The 16,946-nt window shown below is 72.2% G+C and carries 14 protein-coding genes; 8 read left to right on the forward strand and 6 right to left on the reverse strand.

Annotated features, from left to right (window positions below; translation table 11 throughout):
- Positions 1-160: 160 nt before the first annotated feature.
- A complete protein-coding gene (locus ADK64_RS38765; RefSeq protein ID WP_234384900.1) occupies positions 161-661 on the reverse strand; it encodes a hypothetical protein in 501 nt (166 codons plus the stop codon).
- Positions 662-929: 268 nt separating this feature from the next.
- On the opposite strand from ADK64_RS38765, the gene ADK64_RS38770 reads away from it, so the two are divergent.
- Together ADK64_RS38770 and ADK64_RS38775 are read left to right on the forward strand one after the other, a co-directional pair.
- The gene (locus ADK64_RS38770; protein WP_063790025.1) at positions 930-4,937 is read left to right on the forward strand and encodes a polymorphic toxin-type HINT domain-containing protein; all 4,008 of its coding nucleotides are present in this window, start codon (positions 930-932) and stop codon (positions 4,935-4,937) included.
- A 12-nt stretch (positions 4,938-4,949) separates the two neighbouring features.
- Positions 4,950-5,141, forward strand: a complete 192-nt coding sequence (locus ADK64_RS38775) for a hypothetical protein (protein WP_053666808.1) — start codon at positions 4,950-4,952, stop codon at positions 5,139-5,141.
- Positions 5,142-5,228: 87 nt separating this feature from the next.
- Here ADK64_RS38775 and ADK64_RS38780 read toward each other — a convergent pair whose 3' ends face one another.
- Positions 5,229-5,708, reverse strand: coding sequence for a winged helix-turn-helix transcriptional regulator (locus ADK64_RS38780; protein ID WP_053666809.1), 480 nt, complete (start codon positions 5,706-5,708; stop codon positions 5,229-5,231).
- A gap of 125 nt (positions 5,709-5,833) precedes the next feature.
- On the opposite strand from ADK64_RS38780, the gene ADK64_RS38785 reads away from it, so the two are divergent.
- The gene (locus ADK64_RS38785) at positions 5,834-7,003 is read left to right on the forward strand and encodes a thiolase family protein (protein ID WP_053666810.1); all 1,170 of its coding nucleotides are present in this window, start codon (positions 5,834-5,836) and stop codon (positions 7,001-7,003) included.
- Between the two features lie 3 nt (positions 7,004-7,006).
- On the opposite strand, the gene ADK64_RS38790 is transcribed toward ADK64_RS38785, so the two are convergent.
- Positions 7,007-7,783 carry a TVP38/TMEM64 family protein gene (locus ADK64_RS38790; RefSeq protein WP_053666811.1) on the reverse strand — a complete coding sequence of 259 codons (777 nt, stop codon included), beginning with the start codon at positions 7,781-7,783 and terminating at the stop codon, positions 7,007-7,009.
- A gap of 49 nt (positions 7,784-7,832) precedes the next feature.
- On the opposite strand from ADK64_RS38790, the gene ADK64_RS38795 reads away from it, so the two are divergent.
- From ADK64_RS38795 to ADK64_RS38805, 3 genes are all read left to right on the forward strand, one after another.
- The gene (locus ADK64_RS38795; RefSeq protein WP_053666812.1) at positions 7,833-8,555 is read left to right on the forward strand and encodes a DNA alkylation repair protein; all 723 of its coding nucleotides are present in this window, start codon (positions 7,833-7,835) and stop codon (positions 8,553-8,555) included.
- A gap of 261 nt (positions 8,556-8,816) precedes the next feature.
- The gene (gene tuf / locus ADK64_RS38800) at positions 8,817-9,992 is read left to right on the forward strand and encodes an elongation factor Tu (RefSeq protein ID WP_053666813.1); all 1,176 of its coding nucleotides are present in this window, start codon (positions 8,817-8,819) and stop codon (positions 9,990-9,992) included.
- 43 nt (positions 9,993-10,035) lie between these two features.
- Positions 10,036-10,881 (forward strand): spermidine synthase, encoded by an 846-nt coding sequence (locus tag ADK64_RS38805; protein ID WP_053666814.1) that lies wholly within the window; start codon positions 10,036-10,038, stop codon positions 10,879-10,881.
- Between the two features lie 649 nt (positions 10,882-11,530).
- Here the strand turns inward: ADK64_RS38805 and ADK64_RS49395 are convergent.
- Both ADK64_RS49395 and ADK64_RS38815 read right to left on the reverse strand, forming a co-directional pair.
- Positions 11,531-11,737 carry a hypothetical protein gene (locus ADK64_RS49395; protein WP_063790026.1) on the reverse strand — a complete coding sequence of 69 codons (207 nt, stop codon included), beginning with the start codon at positions 11,735-11,737 and terminating at the stop codon, positions 11,531-11,533.
- Between the two features lie 96 nt (positions 11,738-11,833).
- Positions 11,834-12,919: a hypothetical protein gene (locus ADK64_RS38815; RefSeq protein ID WP_053666815.1), complete on the reverse strand. Its 1,086-nt coding sequence runs from the start codon at positions 12,917-12,919 to the stop codon at positions 11,834-11,836.
- Between the two features lie 127 nt (positions 12,920-13,046).
- Here ADK64_RS38815 and ADK64_RS38820 point away from each other — a divergent pair, with 127 nt between their 5' ends.
- Positions 13,047-13,505, forward strand: coding sequence for a DUF4442 domain-containing protein (locus tag ADK64_RS38820; RefSeq protein WP_199829835.1), 459 nt, complete (start codon positions 13,047-13,049; stop codon positions 13,503-13,505).
- Between the two features lie 87 nt (positions 13,506-13,592).
- Here the strand turns inward: ADK64_RS38820 and galU are convergent, their stop codons facing one another.
- A complete protein-coding gene (gene galU, locus ADK64_RS38825) occupies positions 13,593-14,546 on the reverse strand; it encodes a UTP--glucose-1-phosphate uridylyltransferase GalU (protein ID WP_053667133.1) in 954 nt (317 codons plus the stop codon).
- 332 nt (positions 14,547-14,878) lie between these two features.
- Here galU and ADK64_RS38830 point away from each other — a divergent pair, with 332 nt between their 5' ends.
- Entirely contained in the window at positions 14,879-16,801 is a 1,923-nt protein-coding gene (locus tag ADK64_RS38830; RefSeq protein WP_234384901.1) for an RICIN domain-containing protein, read from the forward strand.
- Positions 16,802-16,946: the final 145 nt, after the last annotated feature.

Raw genomic sequence — 16,946 nt, forward strand, 5'->3', positions numbered from 1 at the left:
CGGGCCGTGACCACGGGCGCCGCGTCTTTCGCGGCGGAGGTCTCTCGGCACGCGGAGGTGGCGTCCCGGCCGTCGGCGGTCGAGCGGGCTGTGGCGCGCGGCGACCGGGGCCGTGGACCCGCCGGAGCCGAGCTCGTGCCTGCGCTTCCGCGGCCGCGGGTCAGCTGTTGACGCGGAGTTCGACGAGGACGGAGCGCTTGGCGGTGCTGCCCGACTCGCCGACGGGCGTGTAGTCGTTCTTGGGCGCGTTGACGACGGTCTCCTTGCCGTCCGTCGTCAGCGTCGCCTTGACGGGGTGGTCCTCGGTCCAGATGCCGTACGCGTCGGGGAGTTCCATCGTCAGGTGGCCCTGCTTCCCGCTGACCTTGAAGCAGAAGAACATGTCCGCGGTGCGGGACTCGACCTTGATGTCGTACGCCGCGTCGCAGCCCGTCAGCACGATGTGGCCGTCGCCGCGCTTGAGGACGATCTTGCGCTCGGCCTGGATCCGGGCGGCGCCGGGGTAGTCGAAGGTCTCGACGGCGGACGGCATGCCGGTGGCGGCCGTCCGCGGCGCGGTCGGTCCGGAGCCGTCGGCCGACGCGATCGCGACGCATCCGATGGAGCTGACTGTCGCCGCCGTGGCGCCGACCACGAGTGCCTTGACGGCACGGGAAATCACCACAGATTCCTTCCGATTGGGGAGTTAGGGGGCATCACCACCCTGAAGAGGCCTGTAAGTAAAGCATATGTAAGATGCGGGTGAAGAGACCCCCTCTATTCGTTCACGCATCAGTCAAGTTGATGACTGGTCAGCCGCGATGCCACTTCTTGGCTCCGGCGGCGGTTCTCCTGCGTGAACCGCTGTAAACACGAACAGAACGGGCAGCCCTGGGTGGGGTGACCGTGATGAGACGAGGAGGGGGCACGAGCAATCGAAGTGGACTCAGATGAGAAAGCGTTGGCGCCCTGTGCGGGCGTCACACACACGGGCCGGCGACTCCGCGCGAGCCCGGGGCGGTCGTGCCGCGCTGCGTGGTGCGGCTGCCGCACTGCTGCCCCTCGCCTTGACGGCGGAACTCCTCGGGGCCTCGCCGGCGGCCGCCGCCGACGACGACGTGAACCCCTTGAGCTACCGCGGGCTCGTCGTCGAGTACTGGCGCGACGGTGGCAGTGGTGTCAAGGAGGCCGCCGAGCGGGCGCTGCTCGGTGGCCCCGCGGACATCCGGGCGTTCCTCGACGACCGGCCCGCACTCCAGGCGGTCGATGACCGGGTGGACGTCAGCCGCGTGATCAACGCGGGCGGTCCGGCGGTGCGCGAGGCGGCGAAGACCGCCCTCGGGTCGCAGAACCCGGAGAACGTGGCCGCGTTCCTGCGCGACGGCTGGAAGGCTCCTCTGGAGCAGGACCGGCGTGTGGAGGTGTCGCGGGTCATCAACCTCGGCGGCCCCGGCGTCCAGGACGCGGGCAAGGCGGCTTTGCAGGGCTCGCCCGAGGACGTGGCGAAGTTCCTCGCCGAGGGGCAGTACACGGCCCGTGAGACCGACAACCGGGTGCGGGTCTCCCAGCTGGTCGCCGCGGGCGGTCCGGCGATGAAGGCGGCCGGCAAGCTCGCGCTGCAGGGAACGCCGGACGACGTCGTCGAGTTCCTGGAGGTCGGGCAGTTCATCGCGCGCGACCGTGATCAGGAACACGCCACGATCGCTCAGCTGACCGAGCAGGCCGAGCAGGCCGGCAAGCAGGCCGAGGACGCCACGAAGTCGGCCCAGGAGGCGTCCGCGAAGGCGGTCGCCGCCTCGGAGCTGGCGAAGGAGGCCGCTGCCACGGCGGCCAAGGAGACCCTGGCCGCCAAGAACGACTCGCTCAAGGCCGCGGCCAAGGCCCGCCAGGCCGCCGAGGCCGCCAAGGCGGCCTCGGAAGCGGCACAGACCGCCATCAACGCGGCGAACGCGGCGAACCGTTCGGCGCGCATCGCGGCGCTGGCGGCCGCGCAGACCTCCGCGGCCGCCACCGCCGCGGCCAACGCGGCCAGTGCCGCCTACAAGGCCGCCGCCGACGCGGCCAGTGATGCGAAGGCCGCCGACAAGGCGCGCGACATGGCCAAGCAGGCGCGTGCCGCGGGCGCCCTGGCCAAGAAGTCGGCGGACGCCGCCGACCAGGCCGCCAAGGCGTCCACGGCCGCCCGGGCCGCCGTGGCGGCATCGCGGAGCGCGACCGGCAACGCGAACGCCGCGGCGGACTCGGCCGACGAGGCCAACCGTGCCGCCGACGCGGCGGGTGCGCACTCGGCGGAGGCGCAGGCCGCCGCGGCCGAGACGCGACGCCACGCCCGTGAGGCGGACCGCGCGGCGAACGCGGCCGACGCCCTCGCCAGGGAGTCCGCCGAGGCGGCCGCTGGGGCACGGGACGCGGCGAACTCGGCGGCCACACACGCCGAGAACGCGGCGACGGCGGCGGAGGAAGCCGCCAAGCAGGCGGGCAAGGCGACGGACGCCGCCAAGGAGGCCGCCAAGCAGGCGGCCAACGCCAAGAAGGCGGCCGACACGGCGACCGCGGCCGCGACCACCGCGCACAAGGTCTTCGACGTCGCCCGCAAGACCGAGGCGGAAGACCTCACCAGCCGCACCAACGCGTCCATGGAGGCCGCGCAGTCGCAGAAGGACGCCACCGACGCCTTCACCTCCGAGCTGGCCGGCGTCGCGCTGGAGGACAAGCGGATCGGCGAGGACACCGCCTCCCTCGCGGCCGAGGCGGACAAGCCCGGAGCCGACACCGCGGCGATCGCCGCCAAGGGGCGCGCCGTGGCCCTGCGCGCCCTCGAGCAGTACGGCGCCTGGCGCCAGGACGCGGCCGCCGAGGCCCTTTCGGGCGACGACGCCGGCGTCCTCGACTATCTGCGCACCGGTGCGCGGCAGGCCGAAACGGATCAGATACGCCAGCAGGTCGCCGATCTCGCGTCGCAGAGCCCGTACGAAGCTGTCCGGACCGGTGCGACCGAGGCGCTGACCGGCGGCGACGAGCAGGTCCGCGACTTCTACAGCTCGGGTCAGTACACGGTGGCGGCCGCCGACTACCGGGTGCTCGTCTCCCGGATCAACAACGCCGGCGGGCCGGCGGTGAAGGAGGCGTCCAAGGCGGCTCTTGCCGACGGCAGCCCCCGGGCCATGCTGTCGTTCCTCAACGGCGGTCAGTACCAGGCCCGTAACTCCGACGAGCGGGTGCTGGCGTCCAAGCTGGTCAACGACGGCGGGCCGGAGGTGCAGGCGGCCGCGAAGATCGCCCTGACCGGACCGGCCGACCGGCTCCACGAGTTCATCGAGGTCGGGCAGTACATGGCCGACCGCAAGGACAGGCTGGCCCAGACCCACACCGCGCAGATGCAGCGGCTGCTCGACGAGGCCGACGGCATCGCGGCGACGGCACGCAAGGACAGCGCGCTGGCGGCCCAGGCCGCCGCGATCGCCAAGAACGCGAAGACCGAGGCGGACAAGGCGGCTGCCGAGGCGAAGAAGAACGCCGCGCAGGCCGGCACGTACGCCGAGGACGCCAAGAAGTCGGCCGACCAGGCACAGCAGAGCGCCGACCGGGCCGCCCAGTCCGCGAAGACCGCCCGCAGCGCCGCCGACCGGGCCGACCAGGACGCCGCCGACGCCGAGGAATCGGCCGCCCAGGCGGAATGGTCCGCGTCCTACGCGCGCGACTCGGCCTATGCGGCGGACGACGCCGCCGATGAGGCCTGGGACGACGCGGTACGGGCCGGCAAGAGTGCCACCGAGGCCAAGAAGGAGGCCTCCAAGGCCTGGGCCGACGTGGTGACCAAGCGGCGGGCCGAGGAGGCCGCCGCCAAGAAGCAGGCGGAAGACCAGCGCAAGAAGCAGCGCGAGCAGGAAAAGAAGGCCAAGGAAAGAAAGCGCTGCATCGCCTACATGTCCCGGGACAGCCTTCCGCCGTGTGCGCTGGCCGGGCAGCCCCTGGAGAATCCGGAGGCCTCTCCGGACCTCGCCAAGCATCTGCTCAACGGCGGCATGGAGGTTCTCGGCGTCAATGACCTGCTGGACTGCATCGACAAACCGACGCTCGGCAAATGCGCGATGGCTGTGGCGGGCGTGCTTCCCGTCGGGAAGCTGAAGCTGCTCAAGAAGGTCGAGGAGGGCGTCGAGGGCATCGCCGAGGGCTCACGTGCCGCCAAGGCGGCGGAGAAGTGCCTCCAGTGTTTTCTCGCCGGCACCAGGGTGCTGTTGGCCGACGGCTCGACGAAGAACATCGAGTCCGTCGAGATCGGTGACCAGGTTCTGGCGACCGACCCCCTGACCGGGGTCACAGGGGCGCGACCGGTGACCGACCTGATCGTCACCGAGCACGACAAGCGCTTCAACGACCTCACGATCGACACCCGCAACGGCGCCGAGCACCTCACCGCGACGAACGAGCACCCTTTCTGGTCGCCCTCGGCCGGGACCTGGGTGGCGGCGGCGAATCTGCAGGTCGGAGCGACCCTGCGGACGGCTGACGGCAGCACCGCCACGGTCAGCCACAACCGTGCCTTCGGAGAGACCGCCCGGACGTACAACCTCACCGTCGCCGATCTGCACACGTACTACGTGCTGGCCGGTCGGACGCCCGTCCTCGTCCACAACGCGAACTGCAACGTCGCCGAGGCGCGGCGTCTGCAGGCCAAGCTGGCCGCCGAGGAACTCGCGGGCGCCGACGGGCACGCGTTCCGCAAGCACGTCGTGGAGCAGGGGGAGTTCCCCGGCATTCAGACGCGGCAGCAGTTCGCCGACATGGTCGAGGACGTCGTGCTCAACGGCGAGCGACGAGTCGGCGGGGGCGGACGCAGCGCCTACTGGCGTAACGGGGTGATCGTGATCAGGAACCCCAATTCACGGGACGGGGGCACCGTTTTCGCCCCCAAGAACGGCAAGGAATACTTCCTCACGAACTTCCGGCCGGAATAGGAGGCACATTTCATGCAGGTAGAGGATCTCGGTGCGGAGATCGTGGTCTCGATGCCCAGGGAAGAATACTTTCTCGTGGTGTCGCTCATGAGTGAAGCGATCGAGACGGGCGACGAGCGCGACTTCCAGACGCGCACAGGCGCGACGAAGGACGAGGTACGGGCCATTCTGCGCAGCCTGCCCGACCTGCGCTTCGGCTACTAGGACTGCCGGTCCGATCGGCCACGGCGGCGCGGAACGGTGCTCGGCCGGGGGTGTTCCCCGGCCGAGCACCCGGCCGTGTGCTCGGGCTCAGCCCGGGACGGGCCCCGAGAGCGTCCACCCCGGGGCCTGGGGGTGGGCCGTGAGGTCCTCGTGGCGGACCTCTTCGCCACAGGCCCGGCAGGAGACGACCGGGACCAGTTCGCTGCCGCAGCTGTGCTCGACGGCCATGGGCAGGTCGGCGCCCTTGCGTAGATGGCGGTCGCCCCACTCCTTGAGGGTCATCAGGACCGGCTCCAGCTCCAGCCCCGCCTGCGTGGCCCGGTACTCGAAACGCCGCGGGCGCTCGCTGTAGGCGCGCTTGGTGAGGATGCCCGCGTCCACGAGCCGGCGCAGCCGGGTGGCCAGGATGTCGCGCGGGGCGCCGATGTTGCGCACGAGCTGGTCGAAGCGGCCGTTGCCCAGGCAGACCTCCCGCAGGACGAGCAGGGAGTACTTCTCGCCGACCAGCGCGAGGGCGTCGGCGATGGAGCAGGGGCGCGGGTCTTGCGCGGTCTTCCGTACGGCCATGGGGGCCAGTCTAAGGGAGGGTTTGATTTTCCAACTCTGCGAGTTATCGTGAGTTTGGATTTCCTACTCACTGGTAGCTGCCGTAGCCCGCTACGGACAGCCAGGCGGCCAAGGAGGCCGGCGCCATGCGCGACGCAGTGATCGTCGAAGCGGTACGCACCCCCATCGGCAAGGGCAAGCCGAGCGGTGCCCTCGCCCACGTCCACCCCGTGCAGCTCCTCGCCCACACCCTGCGCACCCTGGTCGAGCGCTCCGGCGTCGACCCGGCGCTGATCGACGACGTCATCGGCGGCACCGTCGACCAGGTCGGCGAGCAGGCCATGAACACCACGCGCTACGCCGTGCTCGCGGCCGGGTTTCCCGAGTCGGTCCCGGCGACCACCGTGGACCGGCAGTGCGGCTCCTCCCAGCAGGCTGTGCACTTCGCCGCGCAGGGCGTCATCTCCGGCGCCTACGACCTCGTGGTCGCCTGCGGTGTGGAGTCGATGAGCCGGGTGCCGATGTGGTCCAACGTGCCCGCGGGAAAAGATCCGTTCGGGCCGGGTGTCGCCGAGCGCTACCCGGAGGGCCTGGTCCCCCAGGGCGTCAGTGCCGAGCTGATCGCCGCCAAATGGTCCCTCACACGCGCGCGGATGGACGAGTTCGCCGTCTCCTCGCACCACAAGGCGGCCCGGGCCTGGGCGAACGGCCTGTTCGACGCCGAGGTCGCCCCGCTCGACGGCGTCGCCCGCGACGAGTGCGTACGCCCCGGCAGCACCCCGGAGATCCTCGCCGGCCTCAAGCCCGCCTACTACGACCCCGGCTTCGCCGAGCGCTTCCCGCAGATCGAGTGGAACGTCACCGCGGGCAACGCGAGCCCGGTCAACGACGGTGCCTCCGCCGTCCTGATCACCTCCGGCGAGACCGCGGCCCGCCTCGGCCTGCGCCCGCTCGCCCGTCTGCACAGCTTCGCCGTCACCGGCTCCGACCCGCTGCTGATGCTCACCGGTGTCGTCCCGGCCACCGAGAAGGTGCTGCGCAGGGCGGGGCTGGGCATCGACGACATCGACCTCTTCGAGGTCAACGAGGCCTTCGCCAGCGTGGTGCTGGCCTGGCAGCAGGAGACCGGCGCCGACCTGGACCGGGTCAACACGCACGGCGGCGCGATCGCCCTCGGCCACCCGCTCGGCGCCAGCGGCACGCGGCTGACCACCACCCTGGTCCACGCGATGCGCGAACGCGGCGCCCGCTACGCCCTGCAGACCATGTGCGAGGCGGGCGGACTCGCCAACGCCATGATTCTGGAAGGCGTTTGATCCCTACCGGCCGCGCAGGTGGTGGCGCCGCCGCCAGGCCACCACCGTGCCCAGCAGCGCCGGCACGGCGATGCAGGCCATCGCGATCAGGAAGGCGGGGGACGTCGGTGCCGAGGCGCGGGCGCCGGCGACCGCGTAGGCAGCGGTGTTGGGCACCGAGCCCAGCGCCGTGGCCAGCAGGAACGGCAGCCAGCCCATACGGGAGACGGCCGCGCAGTAGTTCACCGCCCAGAACGGCACCCCCGGGAACAGCCGCGCCGCCAGCATCGACCGGAACCCGTGCCGGCTCAGCTGCCCGTCGACCGCCTTCAGCAGGCGGCCCCGCAGCAGCGGCCGCAGCGCGTCCTGCCCGAGGAACCGGCCGAGCCCGAAGGCCACGCCCGCCCCGAGCACCGTGCCCGCCAGCGCCGTCGCCAGCCCCAGCTGGGAGCCGAACAGCGCGCCCGCCGCCAGGTTGAGCAACGGCCGCGGCACGAACGCCACCGTGCACAGCCCGTACGCCGCCCCGAACACCACGGCCGCCGCGGCCCCGCCGAGCTGCGGCGGCCACCCGTGCGTCAGCAGTCGCTGCGGCTCGAAGACCAGCACACCCGCACCGGCCCCCGCGAGCAGGGCGAGCAACAGCGACAGCCGGGCGTACGGGGACACCAGCGCGCGCGTGCAACGGGCGGCGAATCCGGTGCGGGGCAGGGCCGGGACGGGGACGACCGGGGGGACGGTCGGCTCCGTGGCGGCGGGCCGGGAGGCCGTGGCGGTGCCAGAGCGGTCGGCATCGAGCATCCGGTGACACTAGCCGACGTCCGCGTGTGATCGCCGTATGGTTCGTCTCATGACCGTCACAGGCGCGGCCCCGCCCCAGGTGCCGCGCAGCGCACTCGCCGACACCGTGCTGGAACGGCTGACGGCCGCCTACGAGGCCGCCCATGACCCCGGGCGGGCCGTCTCGATGCGGGCCTACATGAAGGACGCGGCCCCCTTCCTCGGCATCCCCACCCCGGCCCGCCGCGCCCTGTCCCGCACCGTCCTCGCGGGCACACCGCGCCCCGCCGAGGCCGACTGTACCGCGATCGCCCTGCGCTGCTGGGCGCTGCCCGAGCGCGAATACCACTACTTCGCCGTGGACTATCTGCGCCGGTACGCCGCCCGCTGCTCCTCCGGCTTCCTCCCGGTGACCCGGTACCTCGTGACGACCGCGCCCTGGTGGGACACCGTCGATCTGCTCGCCGCGCACGTCGTCGGCACGCTCGTCGCCGCCGATCCGAAGCTCACCGCCGACATGGACACGTGGATCACCGACGGCGACCTGTGGGTGGCGCGCACGGCCCTGCTCCACCAGCTGACCTGGAAGGAACGCACCGACGCCGAGCGGCTGTTCGGCTACTGCCTGCTCCAGTCCGGGCACCCCGACTTCTTCATCCGCAAGGCCATCGGCTGGGCCCTGCGTGAATACGCCAAGACGGACCCCGAGGCCGTACGGACGTTCCTGGCGCGCGAGCGGGGCCGGTTCGCGCCGCTGAGCGTGCGGGAGGCGCTGAAGAACATCGGCGTCTGAACGCGCCCGCCGCGGAAAACCGTTCGACGCCGGACGACTCCTCGGCGATGATCGACGTCATGTTCCGGTATGCCTTCGTCCTCGCAGCATCCGCCCTCGCGGATGCGCCGAAGGCTGCCGTCCCACTCCTCGCGGCCGCTGTCGACGGCGCCCGAAGCTGACCCTCTCCGGAACGTCCGGCGGACCCCGCAGGGGGAGGGTCGGCCGGTCCCCGGGGTCCCGCGTTCTTCTTTCCAGGCTGAGAGGCTTCGAGGTACAGCCATGTCCAAAACGGCCTACGTGCGCACCAAGCCGCACCTGAACATCGGCACCATGGGTCACGTCGACCACGGCAAGACCACCCTGACCGCCGCCATCACCAAGGTCCTCGCCGAGCGCGGCACCGGCACCTTCGTACCGTTCGACCGCATCGACCGGGCCCCGGAGGAGGCGGCACGCGGCATCACCATCAACATCGCGCACGTCGAGTACGAGACCGACACCCGGCACTACGCCCACGTGGACATGCCGGGCCACGCCGACTACATCAAGAACATGGTCACCGGCGCCGCGCAGCTCGACGGCGCGATCCTCGTCGTCTCCGCGCTCGACGGGATCATGCCGCAGACCGCCGAGCACGTGCTGCTCGCCCGTCAGGTGGGCGTCGACCACATCGTCGTCGCGCTCAACAAGGCGGACGGCACGGCGGACGAGGAGCTGATCGACCTGGTCGAACTGGAGGTCCGCGATCTGCTCACGGCGCAGGGCTACCCGGGGGACGCCGTACCGGTCGTACGGGTCTCGGGGCTCAGGGCGCTGGAGGGCGACCCGCGCTGGACGGCTTCCGTCGAGGCGCTGCTCGACGCGGTGGACACGTACGTGCCCATGCCCGAGCGGTACCTGGACGCGCCGTTCCTGCTGCCGGTGGAGAACGTGCTCACCATCACCGGGCGGGGCACGGTGGTCACGGGCGCGGTGGAGCGGGGGACGCTCCGCCTGGGGGACCGGGTCTGCGTGCTCGGCGCCGGGGTGGACAGCGTGGTCACCGGGCTGGAGACCTTCGGCAAGCCGATGGAGGAGGCGCAGGCGGGTGACAACGTGGCGTTGCTGCTGCGGGGAGTCCCGAGGGACGCGGTCCGGCGGGGGCACGTCGTGGCGGCACCGGGAAGCGTCGTACCGGCACGTCGGTTCTCGGCGCGGGTGTATCTGCTGTCCGGGCGCGAGGGCGGTCGTACGACACCGGTCACGAGCGCGTACCGGCCGCAGTTCTACATCCGAACGGCCGATGTGGTGGGGGACGTCGACCTCGGCGAGGCCGCGGTCGCCCGGCCCGGGGAGACGGTCGGTATGACCGTCGAACTGGGTCGGGAGGTTCCCCTGGAGCCGGGGCTCGGGTTCGCCATCCGTGAGGGCGGGCGGACCGTCGGCGCGGGGACGGTCGTCTCCGTCGGCTGGTAGGGGGAGGGGTCCCCGCCCCTGGGCGGGGACCCACAATGGAGAAGTGAACGAATCCATACCCGTCAGTCGCACCACCGACCACGGCACCGCCAAACTCATGCCCGACGTCGACCGTGCGCGGGCCTGGCTGCTCACCGTCGACGGGGCGCCGCAGTCGTACGTCGATCTCGACGAGCCGGCGCATCTGCAGTTCGAGTACGCGCGGCGGCTCGGGCATGTGCTGGATGTCGTGGCCGAGGCCGGGCGGGCGCTGGACGTGGTGCATCTCGGCGGGGGTGCGCTGACGCTGCCCCGGTACGTGGCGGCCACCCGGCCCGGCTCGCGGCAGGATGTCGTGGAGGCCGACGCGGGGCTGCTGGAGCTGGTCGTCGAGCATCTGCCGCTGCCGGCGGGCTCGGGTGTCGCGCTGCACGCGGCCGACGCCCGGGCCTGGCTGGAGGGGGCGCCGGACGATCACGCCGATGTGCTGATCGCCGACGTCTTCGGCGGCTCCCGGGTACCGGCCCATCTCACGACGCTGGCCTACGTCCGCGAGGCCCGGCGGGTGCTGCGGCCGGACGGTGTGTATCTGGCCAACCTCGCCGACCAGGCGCCGTTCGCCTTCCTGCGGTCCCAACTGGCCACGCTCGCCGAGTACTTCGGTGAGCTGGTGCTGATCGCCGAGCCGGGCGTGCTGCGCGGGCGCCGGTTCGGCAACGCCGTGCTGGTCGCCTCGCACCGCCCCCTCGACATCGCCGCCCTGGCCCGTCGCACGGCGGCGGACGCCTTTCCGGCGAGGGTCGAACACGGCACGGCGGTGCGGGAGTTCACCGGCGCCGCACGGCCGGTCGGGGACGCGGACGCCGTACCGTCACCCGAGCCCCCCGACGGGGCCTTCGGCATCGGCTGACACGGGCCGGGGCGGGCCGGGACGACCGGCCGGCTCCGGCGGGTCAGCTCGCGCACGTCCGGGACCAGCGGCACCAGGGCCGTGACCAGGACGACCAGGACGGCGCAGCCCCACAACGCGGCCGTCCGGCCGGACGCGACCTCGGCGGGACCCGCCGGCGCGGTGGCGAGGGGCAGGAGGGAGACCGAGCCGGACCAGTCGTAGGCCGAGAGCCGGGAGAGCCTGTCCTCGGGGATCTCCTGGTGCGGCGCGATCAGCCAGTGCGCGCCTCGGGTGTTCCCCGCAGGAACTGGCACGCGTCCGGCACGACCTCGCAGACCGGCACGCAACCCGGATGACCACCGCGTTGGCGAGGGGGAACCGTACGACGATGCCCACAGCCAGGGTCGGCCGGCGAACTTCCGCCAGCCCTCGCGGAGATCGGCCGCCATGCCCTGGGCCGGGGCGCGCGGCGGGATGTGACTGACGTCGAGGAAGGAGCGCAGGGCGCCGAGAGGGCGAAGCCGGCCGCGTCGACCGCGAGCACTCAGCCGGGGCCGACGGCCGCGACCGGCGCGCCGCCGAGAGCGGCCCCGCCGATGGCCGCTCCCTGTGTGGCCGTACGGGAGAGGGCGAACGCCCGCCCCCCGCTCGCCCTCCACCGAGGACTTCAGCATGCCCTCCACGGCCGGGCCGAAGAACGCCTGCCCGGTGCCGCCCAGCGCCGGTCGGCGAGGGCGTCGCCGATGAGCAGGAGCCTCACCAGCGGCAGCGTGCGCGCGGCCGCCGCCGGTCCCACGTCCCCGCAGTCGTCGCCCGCGTCCAGCACGGCCAACGCGGCGGCGATGAGCGAACCGTTCGCCCCGAGGCCGGTCACGACGGCCGCCGCGGTCAGCGGCGAGTAGGTGCGCCCGCCCAGACGGGTCTGCCGGGGCGGCTCGGCAGAACGATCCTCCTCAGGGGGCGATCCGCGTCATGACCCTGTCGGGTCCCCGTGGAGACGGACCGTGCTCAGGATCTTCATGACGGTCGCGTCCGGAACCTCTCCCGCGACGCCCGTGGCGCCGTAGAAGTTGAAGGACACGAAGTCGTCCTGGGAGTTCTTGAAGCCGAACGTGATGGCCTTTCCGTCACTGGCGCACTTCGACTTGCCCTTCTTCGGGCTGTTGTGCGACCGGGCCCAGGCGTAGCTGCCGGTGATGCCCGAGGCCGTCTTGAACTGCTTGGCCGTCTTGTCGTAGGTGATGCTCTTCTTGTCGGGCTGGGTGTAGCCGCCGTAGACCCACCAGGCCGGTGTGTTCACCGCGATCTGGTTCGCGTCCTTGGCTCCGCTGGCTCCCTTGGAACCCACGACCGCCAGCGGGGTGTTGTCGACGCGGCCGTCCTTGTCATCGTCCGAACTGCACCACTTGGGCTGGTCCTCGGCGGTGCCCGACATCAGGATGAGCGGCTTGGTGCCGTCGCCCTTGTCGTCCGTGAACCCGACCTCGAGCGTGGGGGACTGCACCGACCAGTCCGCGGGGACGTCGTAGGCGATGCCCCACTTGGCGTTCACCACGACCTTCCAGCCGGCGACGGTCGGCTTCTCCGTGCTGATGCCGCGCGGGTCGTCGGTCACCGACGAGGTCGGCGTGGGCTGTGCCGTCGGCGACTGGCTGGTGTGCCCGCCGCCCTTGGCGGCCGTGTCGTCCTTCTTGTTGTCGTCCTTGCCGAGGACCAGGAATCCGGTCACGCCGGCGGCGACCACGACCGCGCCCGCCGCGATGATCGCGATCAGTTTCGTACGGCCGCCACCGCCCTGCGGCGGCTGCGGAATCGGCACGGTGGGCGGCTGCGGCTGCCCCCACTGCGGCTGCTGACCGTACTGGCCGGGCTGCGGATACTGCTGGTATCCCGGCTGCTGGTACGGATTCGGCTGCTGCTGACCCGGTTGTTGGTAACCCGGCTGCTGGTAACCCGGCTGCGGCTGCCCCGGCTGCCCCGGCTGCTGATACGGGTTCTGCTGCGGGTTCTGCTGCGGGTTTGGCGCGCCCCCTGGCGGCTGCTGATCTGGCCACATGGCCAGTAACCCTAGTGCCGCCAGAGACACGATTCGGTCACCGGCCGTCGTCAGGGTCGTTGCGAAGGGCGGCCGGCGGTGGATCCGTGCTGGTCAGTCTCCGCTACCCGTGAGTAACATGAGGTCCATGAGCGCAGACCAGATGTCGATCGGCGAGATGCTCGCCGCCACCGTGCCCATGGCCCGGACCCTGAACCTGGAGTTCCTGGAGACGAACCGGGACCGGGCCGTGGTGTCCCTGCCGGACCAGGGTGCCTATCACAACCACGTGGGCGGGCCGCACGCCGGCGCGATGTTCACGCTCGGGGAGTCCGCCAGCGGGGCCATCGTGCTGGCCGCCTTCGGGGACCAGCTCTCGCGTGCGGTGCCGCTCGCCGTCCGCGCCGAGATCGCCTACAAGAAGCTGGCGATGGGCGCCGTCACCGCGACCGCGACCCTGGGGCGCCCGGCCGCCGAGGTCGTCGCCGAACTGGACGCGGGTCAGCGCCCCGAGTTCCCCGTGACGATCGAGATCCGGCGCGCGGACGGCGCGGTGACCGGAGAGATGACCGTGGTCTGGACTCTGCGGCCCAACCATCAGGACTGACCCTTTACACAGGGGTCTACTGCGATACGCGGCGGTATGTCGGAGAGGGGCCCGGACCCGGGCCCCTCCTGTCGTGCGCCGGTGGTGTCAGGCGGCTCGCCACGCCTCGCCGTCGCCGGTCCGGTCGTCCTCCAGACCGGCCACGAACTCCCTGAGCCAGCGGCTGAATTCGGGCCCCAGGTCCGGGCGGGCGCAGGCCAGGCGGACCACTGTGCGCAGATAGTCGGCCTTGTCGCCGGTGTCGTAGCGCAGCCCGTCGAAGACGACCCCGTGCACGGTGCCTCCCGCCGCGAGGTCCTGGAGGGCGTCGGTCAGCTGGATCTCGCCGCCGCGGCCCGGCGGGGTGCGCTCCAGGACGTCGAACACGGCCGGGTCCAGGACATAGCGGCCGATGACCGCGTACCGGCTCGGCGCGGTCCCGGGCGCCGGCTTCTCCACCAGCCCGGTGACCCGTACGACACCGTCCTCGTCCGTCGGCTCCACCGCCGCGCAGCCGTAGAGGTGGGCCTGTTCGGGAGCGACCTCCATCAGCGCGACCACACTGCCCGCGTGCCGCTCGCGGACCTCCAGCATGCGGCTCAGCAGGGTCTCGCGGGCGTCGATCAGATCGTCGCCGAGCAGGACCGCGAAGGGCTGGTCGCCCACGTGGTGACGGGCGCACAGCACCGCGTGGCCGAGGCCGAGCGGGTCGCCCTGGCGGATGTGGTGGATGTCGGCGAGCCGGGCGGGATCGCGTACGGCGTCCAGGCGCACGGTGTCGCCCTTGGCGGCCAGCGCCTGCTCCAGTTCCAAGGCGTTGTCGAAGTGGTCCTCGATGGCCCGCTTGTGCCGGCCCGTGACCATCAGGATGTCGTCGAGACCGGCCGCGGCGGCCTCCTCGACCACGTACTGGATGGCCGGCTTGTCGACGACCGGAAGCATCTCCTTCGGCGTGGCCTTGGTCGCGGGCAGAAACCGGGTGCCGAGTCCCGCGGCCGGTACGACGGCCTTGCGGACCGTGCGGGGCGGGACGGGGGGCGCTGTGGAGTGGGGGGCGATCATGCGGCCCATGCTGGGACACGTGGATGAGAGTGCGCCCGGAGAAACATGGGAACCGGCTGTGGACGTTCGAGAACCGGCCTGGGGTGCGTGAGAACGGGTCGCAGAGGCGATACCGGCGGTAACTCTCGTGCAATTCGCCGACTTTGAGGTCGGGTCAATCCAGCTTCTTGTTTCCTGTGTTGTGCATGTGCGAAGGTGAGCCTCCCCGCGGGAAGGGCAAAGGCCGGCGCCGAACGCCGAGGCCGGCCCTGGTGGTACGCACCAATCAGGCACTGCTTTCCGACAGCACCGCATTTCGCATGCGGTGCCGCGGCTGGAAAGGAAATGGTTCCGTGCAGTCCCCTCACCCCCCACGCCCGCCTTACCCGCCTCTGCCGGTTCCGACCGGGGAGTCCGACCGCGAACTCGTCGCCCGGCTGACCGGCCCGGGCGACACCCGCCACCACGCCGTCGCCCTGCTGTTGGCCCGGCACTGGCGGGCCGCCCGCGACTACGCCGCCGTCTGCCTGGCCTCCGCGGGTCCCACGGCCCCGCTCGTGGCCACCGCCGCCTTCCACGAGGCCCTCGGCCGCATGGCGGGCGGGGCCGTCGGCGGCGCGCTGCGCCCGCACCTGCTCGTCGCCGTCCGTGACACCGTCCGCGCCTGGGCGGCGGACGACGGAACCTGTGCGACTCTGCCGGAATTGCGCAAACCCACCGGAGGTCGCGGACTGCGCGCCACAAAGCCCGGAACGCCGGAAAGGAGACTGCTCGCCGAGCGCGCATTCCGGGCCCTTCCCGGCGCTTCGCAATGCCTTCTGTGGCACACCGAGGCGGAAGCCGAACCCATAAACATACCCGCCGGTCTGCTGGGGGTCGACCCGGCCACCGCGTCGACCGCCCTGGAACAGGCACGCGAGCAATTCCGCACGGGTTGCGTACGTGCCCACAGAGAACTCGCGCCGTCCAAGGAATGCCGCTTCTACAACCGGCTGCTCGACGTCCCGATGCGCCGGGGCGGAGTCCTGCTGCCGGATGTGCGGCGGCATCTGACGGCCTGCGCGTACTGCCGCCACGCCGCCGACACCATCGGACGGTTCGAGGGCGGTCTGGAGCTGCTGCTGGCCGAGACGGTGCTGGGCTGGGGGGCCCGCCGGTATCTCGACTCACGCCCCGGGCGCGGCGCCGCCGGGAACTGGTCGCCCGCACCGCAGTCGCTGCGGGAGGAGGCCGGCGGCCGGCACCGCACCGGGTCCGCGAGCCGCCACCGTACGGCCGTGCTGGTGGGCGTCGGACTGACCTCGCTCGCGCTGCTCGCCACCGTCCTCGTGGCCAGAAGCTGGTCCGACGACAACGGTGTCCCGGTGCCCGGCACCACCTGGGGCGCCCCCGCCGGCCACACCGCGCACCCGAACGGAACCGGCGCCCGGCGCGCCACCTCGCCCTCCGCCGCCGCGGCCGGCGACCCCGTCGAGATCGCCCGCGGCAGCCTGCGCGAACTCGCCTCCGGACGCTGTCTGGACGTGGGCGAGGACCGGAGCGCCGCGAGCGCGGGAATCCGGGTCGCGGCGGGCACGGGGGTCCGGCTCGCGCCGTGCTCGTCGGGGGCCTCGCAGCAGTGGTCGTACCAGGACGACGGTCTGCTGCGCAGCGCCGTCGACCCGTCCCTGTGCCTTGCCGCCGACCCGGGGACGAGGGACGTCGCGCTGGCCGACTGCCTCGTGCACGCGGGGGAGGTGGCCTACGACATCACCGTGCGCGGCGAGATCCTGCTCCGCTCGGACGAGGCGCTCGCGCTGACTCCGGGTGCGGGTGGATCGGCCATGAGTGTGGGGCTTGCGCGGCGGGACGGTTCGCCGGGGCAGCTGTGGGGGCTGGAGCCGGGTGCGGGTGCTGCGGGGGGCGCGGCGGCTGGTGCCGCGGGGGTGCCGGACGAGGGCGGTGCGCCCGGTGTGCCGGGTGCTGTGCCTGGTGCGCCGGGGGCTGAGCAGTGGGGTCGGCCGAAGGGGGACGGCGAAGGGGGTGGCTCGCCCGGGGCGCAGGAGGGCCCCGGCGATGGGCGGGGGACGCCGGAGATGCCGGGGGTGCCGGGGGAGCCAGGGCGGTCGGGAGACGGGAACGAGCCGCGGATCGCCCAGGTCGCTGCTACCGGTGAACGGCGCCGTACCGGGCCCGTGTCGCCCGGCGACGCGTTGCACGCGGTGGGCGGTGTCCTCCGGCAGGTCACCGGCCCGGTCGGTGCCGCGCCGACGGCGGTGGGGGCACTGCTCGGCTGACCTGCCGGGGTCCGGGGCCGGCCCGCCGACCCGCTGAACCGTGTTCGAGCCACGGACATGAAGTCATCCGGAATTTACAGATGTCGAGTGGATGTCCCGGCGCGTTGCGAGAGGGTGAGTGCCCGGTGAAGCGGGCGGACGCTTT

Origin of the sequence: Streptomyces sp. MMG1121 (assembly GCF_001280015.1) — a bacterium.
Lineage (GTDB): Bacteria > Actinomycetota > Actinomycetes > Streptomycetales > Streptomycetaceae > Streptomyces.

Coding starts and splice junctions, on each gene's coding strand:
- ADK64_RS38795 (WP_053666812.1), top strand. CDS start 7,833: ATGACCGTCACAGGCGCGGCCCCGCCCCAGGTGCCGCGCAGCGCACTC.
- ADK64_RS38820 (WP_199829835.1), top strand. CDS start 13,047: ATGAGCGCAGACCAGATGTCGATCGGCGAGATGCTCGCCGCCACCGTG.
- ADK64_RS38815 (WP_053666815.1), bottom strand. CDS start 12,919: ATGTGGCCAGATCAGCAGCCGCCAGGGGGCGCGCCAAACCCGCAGCAG.
- tuf (WP_053666813.1), top strand. CDS start 8,817: ATGTCCAAAACGGCCTACGTGCGCACCAAGCCGCACCTGAACATCGGC.
- ADK64_RS38775 (WP_053666808.1), top strand. CDS start 4,950: ATGCAGGTAGAGGATCTCGGTGCGGAGATCGTGGTCTCGATGCCCAGG.
- ADK64_RS38780 (WP_053666809.1), bottom strand. CDS start 5,708: ATGGCCGTACGGAAGACCGCGCAAGACCCGCGCCCCTGCTCCATCGCC.
- galU (WP_053667133.1), bottom strand. CDS start 14,546: ATGATCGCCCCCCACTCCACAGCGCCCCCCGTCCCGCCCCGCACGGTC.
- ADK64_RS38790 (WP_053666811.1), bottom strand. CDS start 7,783: ATGCTCGATGCCGACCGCTCTGGCACCGCCACGGCCTCCCGGCCCGCC.
- ADK64_RS38770 (WP_063790025.1), top strand. CDS start 930: ATGAGAAAGCGTTGGCGCCCTGTGCGGGCGTCACACACACGGGCCGGC.
- ADK64_RS38785 (WP_053666810.1), top strand. CDS start 5,834: ATGCGCGACGCAGTGATCGTCGAAGCGGTACGCACCCCCATCGGCAAG.